Origin of the sequence: Lonsdalea quercina, assembly GCF_900107885.1 — a bacterium.
Classification (GTDB): domain Bacteria; phylum Pseudomonadota; class Gammaproteobacteria; order Enterobacterales; family Enterobacteriaceae; genus Lonsdalea; species Lonsdalea quercina.
The window spans coordinates 30,360-43,236 of the sequence record NZ_FNQS01000003.1 but is presented as its reverse complement, the minus strand read 5'-3'; the positions used below and the strand labels follow the sequence as shown (position 1 = coordinate 43,236).

The 12,877-nt window shown below is 56.2% G+C and carries 12 protein-coding genes; 8 read left to right on the top strand and 4 right to left on the bottom strand.

The annotated features are described in order from the left end of the window. From BLU64_RS05515 to BLU64_RS05495, 5 genes are read left to right on the top strand one after another with little or no spacing between them, the layout of a single operon-like run. Positions 1–912 carry an ABC transporter substrate-binding protein gene (locus BLU64_RS05515; protein WP_074728076.1) on the top strand — a complete coding sequence of 304 codons (912 nt, stop codon included), beginning with the start codon at positions 1–3 and terminating at the stop codon, positions 910–912. Beyond that, positions 909–1,922: a FecCD family ABC transporter permease gene (locus BLU64_RS05510; RefSeq protein WP_051625422.1), complete on the top strand. Its 1,014-nt coding sequence runs from the start codon at positions 909–911 to the stop codon at positions 1,920–1,922. Before BLU64_RS05515 ends, BLU64_RS05510 begins: the two co-directional genes overlap by 4 nt. Continuing rightward, entirely contained in the window at positions 1,915–2,946 is a 1,032-nt protein-coding gene (locus tag BLU64_RS05505) for a FecCD family ABC transporter permease (RefSeq protein ID WP_026741557.1), read from the top strand. The genes BLU64_RS05510 and BLU64_RS05505 overlap by 8 nt, the downstream gene beginning before the upstream one ends. Before the next feature lie 11 nt (positions 2,947–2,957). Continuing rightward, the gene (locus BLU64_RS05500; RefSeq protein ID WP_074728074.1) at positions 2,958–3,767 is read left to right on the top strand and encodes an ABC transporter ATP-binding protein; all 810 of its coding nucleotides are present in this window, start codon (positions 2,958–2,960) and stop codon (positions 3,765–3,767) included. Continuing rightward, complete coding sequence (locus BLU64_RS05495; protein WP_026741559.1) at positions 3,764–4,378, top strand: RraA family protein; 615 nt, start codon at positions 3,764–3,766, stop codon at positions 4,376–4,378. The genes BLU64_RS05500 and BLU64_RS05495 overlap by 4 nt, the downstream gene beginning before the upstream one ends. 43 nt (positions 4,379–4,421) lie before the next feature. On the opposite strand, the gene BLU64_RS05490 is transcribed toward BLU64_RS05495, so the two are convergent. Beyond that, a complete protein-coding gene (locus tag BLU64_RS05490; protein WP_074728072.1) occupies positions 4,422–5,768 on the bottom strand; it encodes an APC family permease in 1,347 nt (448 codons plus the stop codon). A 593-nt stretch (positions 5,769–6,361) separates the two neighbouring features. Between BLU64_RS05490 and BLU64_RS05485 the strand changes: the two genes are divergently transcribed. Together BLU64_RS05485 and yjeH are read left to right on the top strand one after the other, a co-directional pair. Further along, complete coding sequence (locus BLU64_RS05485; protein ID WP_026741561.1) at positions 6,362–7,393, top strand: radical SAM protein; 1,032 nt, start codon at positions 6,362–6,364, stop codon at positions 7,391–7,393. Next, positions 7,369–8,646 (top strand): L-methionine/branched-chain amino acid transporter, encoded by a 1,278-nt coding sequence (yjeH, locus tag BLU64_RS05480; protein WP_074728071.1) that lies wholly within the window; start codon positions 7,369–7,371, stop codon positions 8,644–8,646. Before BLU64_RS05485 ends, yjeH begins: the two co-directional genes overlap by 25 nt. 135 nt (positions 8,647–8,781) lie before the next feature. Here the strand turns inward: yjeH and BLU64_RS05475 are convergent, their stop codons facing one another. Both BLU64_RS05475 and BLU64_RS17390 read right to left on the bottom strand, forming a co-directional pair. Continuing rightward, positions 8,782–9,420 (bottom strand): LysE family translocator, encoded by a 639-nt coding sequence (locus tag BLU64_RS05475; RefSeq protein ID WP_026741563.1) that lies wholly within the window; start codon positions 9,418–9,420, stop codon positions 8,782–8,784. After that, positions 9,413–9,790: a hypothetical protein gene (locus tag BLU64_RS17390; protein WP_026741564.1), complete on the bottom strand. Its 378-nt coding sequence runs from the start codon at positions 9,788–9,790 to the stop codon at positions 9,413–9,415. Before BLU64_RS17390 ends, BLU64_RS05475 begins: the two co-directional genes overlap by 8 nt. A 986-nt stretch (positions 9,791–10,776) precedes the next feature. Here BLU64_RS17390 and BLU64_RS05465 point away from each other — a divergent pair. Next, positions 10,777–11,622: a GNAT family N-acetyltransferase gene (locus BLU64_RS05465; protein ID WP_026741566.1), complete on the top strand. Its 846-nt coding sequence runs from the start codon at positions 10,777–10,779 to the stop codon at positions 11,620–11,622. Positions 11,623–11,659: 37 nt separating this feature from the next. Here BLU64_RS05465 and BLU64_RS05460 read toward each other — a convergent pair whose 3' ends face one another. Then, positions 11,660–12,409 carry a CDP-diacylglycerol diphosphatase gene (locus tag BLU64_RS05460; protein WP_074728069.1) on the bottom strand — a complete coding sequence of 250 codons (750 nt, stop codon included), beginning with the start codon at positions 12,407–12,409 and terminating at the stop codon, positions 11,660–11,662. Positions 12,410–12,877 lie beyond the last annotated feature (468 nt).

Genomic DNA, 12,877 nt, shown 5'->3' with positions numbered 1-12,877 from the left:
GTGCATCGCCGACATCTTTCTCGCCGCAGCGTACTGCGGCTGTCGTTGGGTTTGCTGCCGCTGGGGCTGAACCGGCCGCGTCTGGCGTGGGCCGACACGGCTGAACCTCGGGTAGTCACTCTGTTTCAGGGGGCGACGGACACCGCCGTGGCGCTGGGCATTACGCCCGTCGGCGTGGTGGAGTCCTGGAGTGAGAAGCCGACCTACCGCTATTTGCGTCCGGCGTTGTCGGGGGTGCCAATCGTCGGTCTGGAGACGCAGCCTAGCCTGGAAGACATCGTGATGCTGCGCCCGCAGGCGATTGTCGCATCCCGATTTCGGCACCAGCGGATCTCCGGGCTGCTGTCGCGTATCGCGCCGGTGACGATGCTGGATGAGATCTATCAGTTCAGGCAAACCGTACTGGCGATGGGGCAGGCGCTGCAACGGCAGGCGGCCGCACAGGCATTGCTGGCGGACTGGCAACGTCGGGTGGCGCAGTTGCGAGGACGACTGCAACCACAGTTTGGCCGTCGGTGGCCGCCGACCGTCGCGGTGCTGGATATTCGCGAAGATCACATCCGCAGTTATCTGCCCGCCAGCTTCCCGGGATCGGTGCTCACCGAGCTGGGGTTTGGCTGGAGCGAAGCCAGCCGCGCGCAGCCGGGCGTCTCGCTCAAACTGACCAATCTGGAAAGTCTCCCGGTCGTGGACGCCGATATCTTCTTTGTGTTTCTGCGCACGGAACGCGCTTCCGCCATGCGACATTACCAACGGGTTATCGCACACCCGCTATGGCGGCAGATGCGCGCTCCGCAGCGGGGGCAAGTGTGGCGGGTGGATGGCGTCACCTGGAGTTTGTCCGGCGGTATTCTCGGCGCGCAACGCATACTGACGGATGTTGAACGGGTCACGCAAGGCGGCGCATCATGAGGCGGGGCCACGCTCGGGAGCGTTATCGTGTTATCGCACTGGCGGGCTGTGTTCTGCTGGTCTTTCTACTGGCCCTGGTGAGTTTGACCGTGGGGCCGGTGTTTATCCCGCCTGCGCAGGTAGCGGCAGCACTGTTTCATTCCGACGCCATGAATGTGAGTCACAGCATTGTGACCTCGACGCGACTGACGCGGACGGTGGTTGCCGCGGTGGTCGGCGGCAGTCTGGCCGTCGCGGGGGCGCTGATGCAGGCCTTGACTCGAAATCCGCTGGCGTCGCCGGGACTGTTCGGCGTCAATGCCGGGGCGATGTTTTTTCTGATTGTCTGCGCGGCGCTGCTGCCGTCGGTGTCGCCGCAGTTTGGGCAGGGGGCGGCCTTTGCGGGAGCCGCGTTGGCGGGAGGGCTGGTGTGGTTAACCGGTACGCTGGGGCAGGGACGCCTCAATCCGTTGCGCATGGTGCTGGCGGGGGCGGCGATTTCGGCCATGTTCGCGGCCTTCAGTCAGGCCATTTTGGTGGTCAGTCAGGAGGGACTGGATACCATTCTGTTTTGGTTAGCCGGGTCGGTGGCGGATCGGGATCTGACGATGATTCGCCCGCTGCTGGCGGGCTGTCTGATTGCGCTGGCGGCCTCACTGCTGCTGGCGGGGCAGGTGAACGTCCTGGGCGCGGGCGAGGCGATCGCCCGTGGATTAGGGCAGCGTACCGGTCGGATTCGGCTGATGATGTGCGTACTGGTGGTGGTGCTGGCGGGCAGCGCGGTGGCGATGGCGGGCAATATTGGCTTTATTGGACTGGTCGTCCCGCATATCGCCAAGCGCCTATTTCCGATGGACCAGCGCTGGCGGCTGCCGGGATGTGCGCTGTTAGGGGCCGCGCTGCTGCTGCTGGCGGATATTCTGGCCCGTATCGTCATCCTGCCGCAAGAGGTGCCGGTCGGCGTAATGACCGCGCTGCTTGGCGCGCCTTGCTTCCTGTCTCTGCTGCGTCGCGGAGGTCGACATGGATAAGATCGTGTGCCTGCGTAGTCGAGGCTTTTCCCGACAGATCAATCTTTCAACGGTGATTCGTCTGCTGATCGCCAGTGGGGTGTTGCTGGGACTGCTGCTGCTGTCGCTGTGTCTGGGTAAGATCCCGCTGTCGCCCTGGACGGCATTACAGTCGTTGGCGGATGGGCGACAGGCGGGGATCGCTTTTATCGTGACGGAACTGAGACTGCCGCGCAGCCTGCTGGCGATGCTGGTGGGCGGGGCGCTGGCGCTTTCCGGCCTGTTATTGCAGGCGATGATCCGCAACCCGCTGGCCTCGCCCGATATTCTGGGCATCACCAGCGGGGCCAGCGCCGCCATGGTCTGCTCTCTCTCTTTCCCAACGATGGCGTTGGGGGCGGGCTATTTGCCGTTCGCCGCCATGTTGGGCGCCGCCGTCGCCGCGCTGGCGGTCTATCTGCTGGCCTGGCGGGCGGGCGTCTCGCCGCAACGACTGGTGCTCACCGGCGTGGGGATTTCGGCGCTGCTGACGGCCGTTACGACCTTCCTGTTGGTTTTCAGTCCGTTGACGACCACGCTATCGGCTTATGTCTGGTTGACCGGTAGCGTCTACGCCGCCAACTGGCAGGAAACCCGCACGCTCGCCGGTTGGCTGTTGGCGATCGTTCCGCTGTGGATGGGCGTTGCGCGGCATGTGACGGCGCAGCAGCTCGACGACGATTTGGCGCAGGGGATTGGCGTCCGTGTGCAGTGGAGCCGGCTCGGGCTGCTGGCCGTCAGCGTGGCGCTGGCCGGAGCGGCGATCGCCTGGGGCGGGGCGATGGCGTTCGTTGGACTCATCGCACCTCACATCGCCAAGCGGCTGGTGGGTCCCGCCTTCGCCGGACAGGCCGCGATGACGGCCATTTGCGGCGCGGGTCTGGTGCTGTTGGCGGACCTGTGCGGGCGTACGCTGTTCCTGCCGCTGGACTTACCGGCGGGCATTTTTGTTTCGGCGTTAGGCACGCCGTTTTTCCTGTATCTGTTGTTGAAACAACGCCATTGAGGTAACGAAGCATGACCGCTATCACCAGCCGCGATCTGACGCTCGGCTATCCGCCGCAGATCATCATCGACCGGCTCAATATCCGGCTGCCGCGCGGCAAAATATCGGTGCTCATCGGCAGCAACGGCTGCGGAAAAAGTACGCTATTGAAGTCGTTCGCCCGGCTGCTGGCGCCACAGGCCGGTGCCGTGCTGCTCAACGGCGAGGACATCCATCGCCAGTCCACGCTGGCGGTGGCCAGGCAACTGGCGATCCTGCCGCAGCGACCGGATGCGCCGGAGGGGATCACCGTCCGGCAACTGGTGAGTTTGGGGCGCTATCCCTACCAGAACTGGTTTCAGCAGTGGTCGCAAGAGGATGAGGCGCGCGTCATTCAGGCGTTGCAGCAGACCGGGATCACGGATCTGGCCGAACGGCCGGTGGACGCGCTGTCCGGCGGCCAGCGGCAGCGGGTGTGGATTGCGATGACGCTGGCGCAGGATACGGAGGTGCTGTTGCTGGATGAGCCGACGACCTATCTCGATCTGGCGCATCAGATTGAGGTGCTGGATCTGCTGCGCGATCTGAACCGTCAGGCCGGTAAAACGATTGTGATGGTGCTGCACGACCTGAATCTGGCCTGTCGCTACGCCGATCACATGGTGGCGGTGCATAACCGCACGGCGTTTGCGCAGGGACGACCCGCCGACATTCTAACGGAGACAATGGTGAAAACGGTGTTCAATCTGGACTGCCGTATTATCCCCGATCCCTTTTTCCAGACGCCGCTGTGTATTCCTTTTGGCCGCGAGCGACCCGTGTCAGAGAAGGCGAGCCGATGACTTATGACATACTGCCGCGTCAGCAGAAGGTGAGCGACGATCTACTGGCCCAGTGGCGGCAAATAGAGACCTCCACGCTGGGCCATCTGACGGATGAGGGCTATCTGCGTGGCGTGCGCCCGTTGTTTCCGGGCGTTAGTCTGGCGGGCAACGTGGTGACCGTCAGACTGCGGATGCCGGACGGCGGCGCGCTGCGCGAGGCGCTGTTGCTGAGTCAGCCGGGCGATGTGCTGGTCATCGACGCGATGGAAGACGCCGAGCGTGCCTGCTGGGGCGAACTGCGAACGTTGGCGGCGCAGGTCAAAGGCGTGGCGGGCGTGATCGTGTCAGGGGCGGTAACGGATACGCGGGCGTTGCGGGCGTTGGGATGGCCGGTGTTTTGCCGTGGTATCAGCGCTATCACCACGTGGGCACAGGGAACCGGCGGCGTGGTCAACCATCCCATCGTCGTCAGCGGGGTGACGGTTCGTCCCGGCGATATGGCTCTGGCAGATGATGACGGCGTGTTTATTTTGAGCGCGGAGCGCGCGGCTCACTGGCTTCGGGCGGTGAGTGAGAAGTCGCGCGCCGACGCCGAACGTCGGGACGATATGATGCGGCGTCGCGGCTAAAAAAGAGTCGGGCGGCCCTGCGCGGTTCGGGAACCGCGACAGGTCAGGAGGAGAACACCAGTTCGCGCTTGGTGATTCGGAACCAGATAATCCAGCCTAGCCCAATCGCCGACCAGACCAGACCCAGAATCATCGAATCCTTGTCCAGATGCGCCCACATCACGCCAATGGTGCCGATGCCCAGCAGCGGAAGGACCAGGTTGAATAACCACTCTTTGGCCGAAGATAGCCGTTTGTCTCGAATGACGTGAAGAGCGATGACCGATGCGTTGACCGCGGTGAACGCCACCAGCGCGCCGAAACTAATCAAAGACACGGCGGTATCCAGCCCGAAGAACATGGCGCTCATCGACAGTCCGCCAATAAACAGCACGCAGAACAGCGGGCTGCCAAGACGCGGGTGGACATAGCTGAACAACGAACCGGGGAAAATGCCGTCGCGCCCCATGATGTGTAGCAGGCGCGCGGCGCTGGCGTGAGAAGCCAGCGCGGAGGCGAAAGTATTGATAAGTATCGCAACCAGAAACAGCGACTGAAATAACGTACCGCCCACGTAAAGAACGATTTCCGGCATCGCCTCTGAGGGATTTTTGAACTGGGCGTTGGTCGGATAATACAGCTGAATAAACCAGGATGCGGTGAAGAAGATGGCGCCCCCGATCAGAGCGGTCAGGAAGACGGCGCGAGGGATGGTGCGCTTCGGCGAGCGTGTCTCATTGGACAAGGTCGTCACGGCATCGAATCCCAAAAAAGAGAAGCACAGCACCGCCGCGCCGCCGATGAGCGGGATCACGCTGGTGTCGCCGTTCAACAGGGGACGCAGCGTCCAGACGGCATCGGGACCGCCCTGATGGCTGACGCCCTGTATCACCAGATAGATAAACACGCCCATCAGCAATACGGGCGCCCCGACAAAGAGAAAGTTCAGGTTGGCCAGTAATTTGATATTGCGGCTGTTAATCCAGGTGACCAGCAACGTAAAGGCGACAATCCAAATCCACGGCGGTAGCTGAGGAAATAGCGATCTCAGGTAAATTCCCGCGAGCAGCGCGTTGATCATCGGCAGCAGCATGTAGTCCAGCAGTGAGGCCCAGCCGACCATAAATCCGGCCTGATTGCCGCAGGTCTTACGGGTATAGGTGTAGGCCGAGCCTGCTTCCGGAAAGGCCTTCACCATGCGGCCATAGCTGAGCGCCGTGAGCAGAACGGCCACCAGCGCCAGCAAATAAGCGAGCGGAACTCGGCCCTCGGTGAGGCCAGAGACAATCCCGAAGGTGTCGAAAACGGTCATGGGCGTCATGTATGCGACGCCCATAATCACTACCTGCCATAACCCCAGTTTTCTTTGGTTATCTGCGCTCTCTTTCGCCATAACATTATCCCGTTTCATCCAAGAATTTATGATTGCTATGCGCTAACGGCAGCAAATAATGTGCCATCGCCAGTGTGTTAAACGGAATAATCCGGCCGGGATGATACACGTTCCCGCTGTTATCGCCTATGCCGCGAGGGAAAAGACACTCTGCCGCGTGCGAAGCGGGATGAACAGGCGCAGTTCATGGTGAAGTCGTTGCACTCTTTCTCAGCACGCCACGCTATTTAGGCACCACGATGGAACAACGGTTTCATGGCTTATTATTGAAGTGGATTTTCGTCTGCGAAAAAGAGGGTAATAGGGCGATAGAATAAGTTCATAACATTAAAAATAAAACGCTAAATTGTTTTTTTATTGAAATGCGGTGATAGATTTTGGTTGTTATTAATTATTTAATTGATTCGCATTAAGATTTCATCTTATGGTTTTTCTTCGCTGGCTATAACTTAATTTCATTTATAACTGAAAATTGTTTTTTTTGTTTATATATTTTCGGTAATGATTAAAACTGACAATTTTTTAAAATTGACCTTGATCAATTTTAAATTAAGGATATAGATATAGTTTATCTAGGCATTTTACTATTTCTAATTAAGGATAAAGAAGCAATGTATTCACTTCACGGAAATGCCTTTACTAAACAGGACGTTTATTTCGCACTAAGAGATCGTCAGTTGCTAACGCTCACCATTATGTTGGAAAACATTTGTAACTTTAAATGTCCCTTCTGCTATACCCAGACCCAAAAGTTCGACAATGAACTGTCTACAGAAGAAATAAAAAAAATGGTGGACGATGGACTTGCGTTAGGCATTAAAACGGTGCTGGTTGCGGGCGCTGGGGAGCCGCTGCTAGCGCGTAACTTCTGGGAGGTGATCGACTATATTGGCGATAAGGGTTTACACTGTATCGTTTTCTCTAATATGACGGCGATTAATAGTGATACCGCACGGAAACTTTATGCTCGCGATGTTTCCATTATAGGAAAAATCAATAGTTTCAAAGACGATGTTCAGAATAAAATTGTCGGTGATATTCATAATGCTGCTTCTAAAATGCGCCGTGGGCTGAAAAATCTTATGGACGCTGGTTTTAACCGACTGGAAAAAGGGAATACTCGACTGGCGATTGAAACGTCAGTTTTGCCTGAGAATATCGATGAAATTTACGATATTTGGAATTACTGCCGCAGCCATACTATTTTTCCGCTGGTTGATACCGTGCTGTATGAAGGCAGTGCTAAACAACATCGTTATGAAGATTTTCTGGTGCCCTATACGCGTTTGGTTGAAGAGGTGGGTCGTATCCGGCAGTATGATCGGGATATGGGCTTCGAATGGCCGATTAAAATTATCAAGCGTGAAAATGATCGCGGGATCATCGTCGGTGAATTGGCTGGAGATTGCCATCGCATCGGCACGAATCTGAATGTGAATTCTGTCGGAGATGTTTACGACTGTTTCAATATGAGCCAGCCTTCATACGGCAATATTCGTGAGCGTTCGTTGATCGAAATATGGAATGCCGACCGTCCCGATGATAAAGCGTTACGTGTTCACGGCTTGTGTCATTGTCGTCATTTGGATGACAGGGATTCGATAAAGGGAGAGATGTCGTGTCTGAGCAGTGCGGTAAGTTAAGCCTACATCAGGGTGTCGGTTTTCTGGTTTCTACGTTATTGGGTTCAGGCGTATTCATCGTTCCGGCGATGGTGGCCGGACTGGTCGGAGCGTGGGCGTGGTTGGCATGGCTAGGTATGACATTGCTGGTGCTGCCTGTAGTATTCACCTTTGCGCTATTGGGGCGTCAATTCCCTCACAGTGCCGGTACCGCGCATTTTGTTGAACTGGCCTACGGACACCGCCTGCGGCAAAGCATCTCCTGGCTGTACCTGTCTGTCATCCCCATCGGGCCGCCGGTGGTGGTGATCACCGGCGCTAATTATCTGGTGTACTGCCTGGGCCTTCCTCCGGTTTACTGCGGTTATTTCGCGCTGCTCATGCTGTCGCTGATTCTCATCGTCAATACCTTCAACGTGACGCTGTCGGGCAATGTGCAATTCGGGATTACCGTGCTGACGGCGCTGGTGCTCATCAGCGTCATCGTGGTGGGATTCATAGCGGTACCGAGCGCCGCGCCTAAGATCATACCGACGGGGGGTGAGAGTCTATTACCGTTCTTCAAGGCGATGGGCATTATTTTCTGGTGCTTTGTGGGGATTGAAGCCGTCGCTCATCTCGCTCCGGAATTTGCTTCTCCCGAAAGAGATTTTCCCCGCACGATGGTTATCTCTTTGACGATTGCGCTCAGCCTGTACTGTTTGCTGAGCTACACCGTGCTGCGGTTTTCCGCCTTTGGCAACGAAGTCGACAATATCTCCTCGTTGCCCCGGCTGATCGGGCAGGCATTTGGGCGAACGGGAGCGATAGTGACGGGGCTGATGGGGTTTTTGACCTGCCTTGCCGCAGTCAATCTCTATATCATCAGTTTCACCCGATTGATTGTTTCGATGAAGGGAAAGGGCGCGCTAAGCCGTTGTCTGGCATACCGTAACCGTTTCCATGCGCCGGTCGTGGCGACATTGTTCGCGATACTGCCCGTCGCCATCACGGTTGCCCTCAAGTACGGATGGTCTATTGGTCTGGATAGCCTGATTGCCTGCGCCAACGGTGTCTTTGTGATGATCTATCTGGCGGCTTCTCTGTCGGCGTGTCGCCTGCTGCGCGGACATCAACGAGTCATGGCGTTGTTGGCGAGCCTGTTTTGTCTTGGCGTCGCCTGTGTTATCGGCGACAACATGCTGTATGCCGTTGTGATCACACTGCTGGCCTTTGCCTTGAGTTCATGGCGTCTGCGTCAGGGGATTGCGTATTCCGGCGAGTCTGAGGCCTAAAACAACAGAAAGAACGCGCCTGATACCGGGCGCGTTCTCCCTGATGGAACGGTCGATCTTCTATTTAACGAGCGCCGCGCGATGCGCCCGACAGTCAACCGGCTGGCGCATCGCGAGGCGTTTGTCCTCTTCTCGCTACTCCGGCATGACCTCCCAGGCAATTTCACATGTCATCCAACTGCCGATAGCCAACATCAGCATTGCCGGGACCTTGGAAAGGAAAAAGTCGATGTCGTTGACGGACAACCTCTTAAGCCAGGGAGACAAGTAGCAATACGCCAGATTGAAAGCGGAAGTCCCCAGGCAAAACAGCGTTCCCATTAGAATAAACATATCGCCAGAGCTGTTCGGGGTCATGAACTGGGAAAAGAAGGAGAGAGAAAAGAGGCCCGCCTGGAGGTTCTGGAGGCTGCGGGTTGTCCCCTGTAGAAAAAAGGATGACGGATGTGCCGTCGTCATCTTCGTATATTTAGACAAATAACGCGACGCCGGGGGCATGCGGTAAATGCGACTACCTTCCCAGATTAGAAACAAGGCGCCCAACAGCTTGAGGACGGTCAGCACGACGGGGGAAGCCGCCAGCGTGAAGCTGACGATCAGCCAGGATAAAATGACATAGCAAGAGTACCCCAGCGCCAGACCGACGATTCCGCTCAGCGCGGCTTTCTTGCCAAACCGATCAAAGTTACCGGTAATGCACCGCACATCTTTTCCGGGAATGGCGCAAAAGGTAAATGAGGCGATGAGAAACAGGGTCCAGTTAACGTCAGTCATGGGATCCCTCGACTGGTCTGAGAGCCAGCGTGCTCGGCAGCAGGTTGAGGTGGCTTTGAGTCCACTTTTTGAGTGCATCCGTGATCCCCCTCTCACCCTGTGGAGTCACCCCGTTGGCGGCCTGCTGCTGACGTCGACTGTACAGCAAATAGAATTCCCCGTTGGCGAAATATTTCCAGCGCCGTGACCGCATAATCAGCGGCCCACGGTGACCCGTCTTTTCCTCCCGGCGCATCGCATCTTCGTGACGAGTCCATATCTTCTTTGTCTTGAATTTTGTACGCGGTTTAATCATCGCTCGACAAAGAGGGTGAGGCGATAGTGTGAAATAAGGCTTAATCGTATCGTGTATAAAATAATTGATTTTCATAGAACTCACATCGTTAAAGTGAAAATAAAGGGGGGGAACCGGTGGTGACTTTTGCCCGAAAATAATGCCTAAGCAGAGCCTGAGGGTAAAGAGAATAAAACACTATTAATGGTAATAAAATAAACGAGAAGTAAATTGTGGAATCGTTTACAGAGAAAACGCGTTCGAAAGTATTGGCGATGAGGTAAGGGTGTTTGGTAGGCTGCTTTTGACAGTAAACTGATTCTTTGCTTTTCGGCCTTGCTGAACGCGTCTGATATCTTCGGCCTTTATCGGGTTTCCTCTGCCGCAATGGAGTTCCCTGCGCGAGAAAAAGATCACCGATTGGGATTATTTTCAAGGTTTTGTATATCATCTCAAAATAATGGGTGGATGCTACCGTTCGTTGGACCATAATATTACACTCCTTGTAGCATTAGGCTTAGATATAATCCGGTTTTGATTAGTGGTTATGTTATTAGAGACTTAATTTTTCGGCGATTCAATTCTCATAATAATATCCTTTTTTATTAGAGAGGGAAAGTTATGTCCGGTGAGATAAAATAAGGCCATAAAGATAAATCAGTTGTGAACGATGATAATAAGCAAATTATTGCTTAGTTTTTGTTGAGCTGATGGCGGGTATGCAGCGCACCTCAACATTCACCGTGCAAATTACGTTTATCCGGTAAGTATGCCGTTTTCGGCCATGACATTCCCTATTGTTGAGACATAAACGCGGTCGCAGAGCTCGGCCTTCTCGGAGGGGCGATGCAAAAATCGCCTTATGCCAGTTCAGCTATTCTTGGCAAGGCGCGAGCGGTATCTATCAACGCGCTGACCGCGGACATCGCGGCATTGCGTTTGGACGAGGCTTCGGATAGGTTCGCAAAGTGATTCATCGACGGGCGGATGCCTGGGGCAGCGTTCTCTAATCGGTTTTGACTTGGAGCGTTGTCCGAGAAACGACACCAACGCAACGTCAGCCTAATGAGAGGATAAGGGGAATGGACATTATGTTGCGGCCGATGATGCAAGCCGACGCTTCGGCCGGTTATCGGCTTACCCAGCAGCTTCACTGGCCGCATCGGGTGGAGGACTGGCAGGAAGCGTTGCGGCTCGGCGAGGGGATGGTCGCCGAGTGTGACGGGCAGGTGGTAGGCACGGCGCTGAGCTGGCGTTGGGGCGCGGAATGGGCCACCCTCGGTTTGATTGTGGTCGAGGATAAATTTCAGGGGCGGGGCATTGGCCGACTCCTGCTGGAACAGAAAATGGCAGCACTGGGCGACCGACAGCTCAGGCTGCATGCCACTGTCGCCGGACTCCCCCTGTATCAGTCGTTGGGCTTTAGGGCGATCGGTAAAACCCAGCAGTTTCAGACGCCTTGTCTACAGGCGGCCCCGCGCGTGCATAGCTCGGCCGGACAGCGTCTTCGCCTCGCCCGCGAGGAGGATCTCCCCGTATTAATTGAACAGGATAGGCAGGCCAACGGTCTGATGCGGTCGACGCTTGTATCCTATCTGTTCCATCATGCCGAACTCTGGATTTTGGAAGAGGACGATCGCATTGTCGGGTGGGGCGCCAGCCGTCGTTTCGGACGCGGCTGGACAGTCGGTCCGGTCATCGCCAGGCGCTTGCCGGATGCGCTGCGGATCGTCGCACAGCTCATGCAGGACAGAGTGCGCGATTTTGTGCGTATCGATACGGATGCGGCTCAGGGGCTGGGCGGAGAGTTATCTTGCTACGGACTGACGCAGGTGGATACGCCGGTGGTGATGGTGCGCGGCGAACCGTGGAAGAACGATGCCAAGGGGCCTCGGGCGTTCGCGCTCATGTCGCAGGCGATGGCCTGAAAAAAATACGGGACCCGGTAACGGATCCCGTCATCGATTAATGTGCCAGCGAGCACTGGGTGTCGATCAGCTCAGAGGTCGAGCCGCGGTTAAAGGCGAAGCGTGCGCCCCGGTTAGCCAGCAGCAGTTTCTCTCCATCGGGCGTGACGGTCAGCGCCAGTCCGTAGTTGTCTAGGCTATCTCCCTGACGCTGTACATAGGCGTAAAGCTCTTTGAACGGATCGTCTCGCGTCAAATCCTGCGTGGTCAGCTTCTTCGCCAGATAGCGATGTCCACGCAGTTCTTCGCCCAGTGGCTGCCAGTCGGTCGACAGGGTATTACCCTGCTCGCGCAGCGTCTGGTAGGCTTCGGGCCGCAGGCAGGAAATATGGATGTGTAGCTGTTCCTGCGTGCGCGCATAGCGTGAGTTGACGGCCAGCACGAGAATATCATCCGGCAGCGATTTGCCCGCTTCGGTGGAAAGATGCTTACGGGCCTCCCAGGCGGCAGCGAAAAAGGGGGGAGTGCTATGCGCTTGCAACGCCGGGCTTTCGATCCCGGAGATTTTCTCCGTCGGGATCAGTAGGTCGTGGTGAGGACCATTTTTGTCTTTTAGTAGCGCGGATTGAGTATGGCTATTGACCGCAAGACAAGGCGCGGGACGGCCCTGCTGCTGATTGGGAACGCACTGCTCGGTAACCGTTTTCCATAACGCATCGCTGCTGTCTCTGAACAGGAGGACCCCGATCAGCGCCAGCAACACGATGACGGCAGCTATCGTGTACCCTATCTTCTTTTTCCTCTGCATGTATTACGCCTCCTGCATAATTGAACGATGGGTTCCAGATAAAAACCAGGTTGTATCCTCTCCTCGCCGCCACGGGTGATAACGGTTACATAGTGGATAGAACTTGATTCTGCATCGAAGTTTTACACGTTGTCGGGTCCGGAACCACAGATAATATAGCGGAGATACAGAGCGAAAACATGAGGTATCCAGTGTCAGCGGAAGGATAAATCGTTTCAATCGCTCAGTGATGAACATCGTTTACAGCGTGTGCGCCTGACGAAACGCCCGACGCAGGGCGATTTGGAACGGTCAATGATGCGGCCAGCGCGCAGACAATCTCCGTCGATAAGGGTGAGAGGGCGTTGGTGGGACCTGACGGGCTTAACAATGCGGGCAGCGGAGTCGTGGGCAAAGGCCGACGCCTTAGCAAGTTTGACGTTGTTTACGGGATTTTGACGCACACGTCTTCGGTTGGTTTCGGTGTCT